The organism is Enterobacter sp. CGMCC 5087, assembly GCF_003144775.1.
Lineage (GTDB): Bacteria > Pseudomonadota > Gammaproteobacteria > Enterobacterales > Enterobacteriaceae > Enterobacter > Enterobacter cloacae_M.
The window spans coordinates 1-349 of record NZ_QFXN01000185.1 but is presented as its reverse complement, the minus strand read 5'-3'; the positions used below and the strand labels follow the sequence as shown (position 1 = coordinate 349).

Below are 349 nucleotides of genomic sequence, written 5' to 3'. Positions count from 1 at the left end.
AATCTGCACCACGGTTTCGGTTTTCCCGACCCCGCTGGGGCCCACCAGCAAAAATGCGCCCAGCGGACGCCCGGTACGACGAAGGTCAGCACGTGCCGTCAGCAGATGCCGGTGCAGATGTTCAATGGCAAGCGACTGGCCCCGAATACTGTCGCAAAGATACGCTGGCAGGTTCATCACCACGTCCAGTTCGCTTTGCGAAATACGGTTGACAGGCACGCCCGTCCACTCTGCCACAACCGAAGCCACCTGCCGGGCATCCACATGCGCTGACACCCGCACCGATGATGCCTGTAGCGTGTCAAGCTCCTGCTCGAGCTCGCGCAGTGCGGCCATCGGTTCATCATCG

General features: G+C 61.3%; 1 pseudogene. It reads right to left on the bottom strand.

Annotated features, from left to right (window positions below):
• Positions 1–349: pseudogene (locus tag DEO48_RS15585) on the bottom strand (type VI secretion system ATPase TssH); the annotation flags it as partial.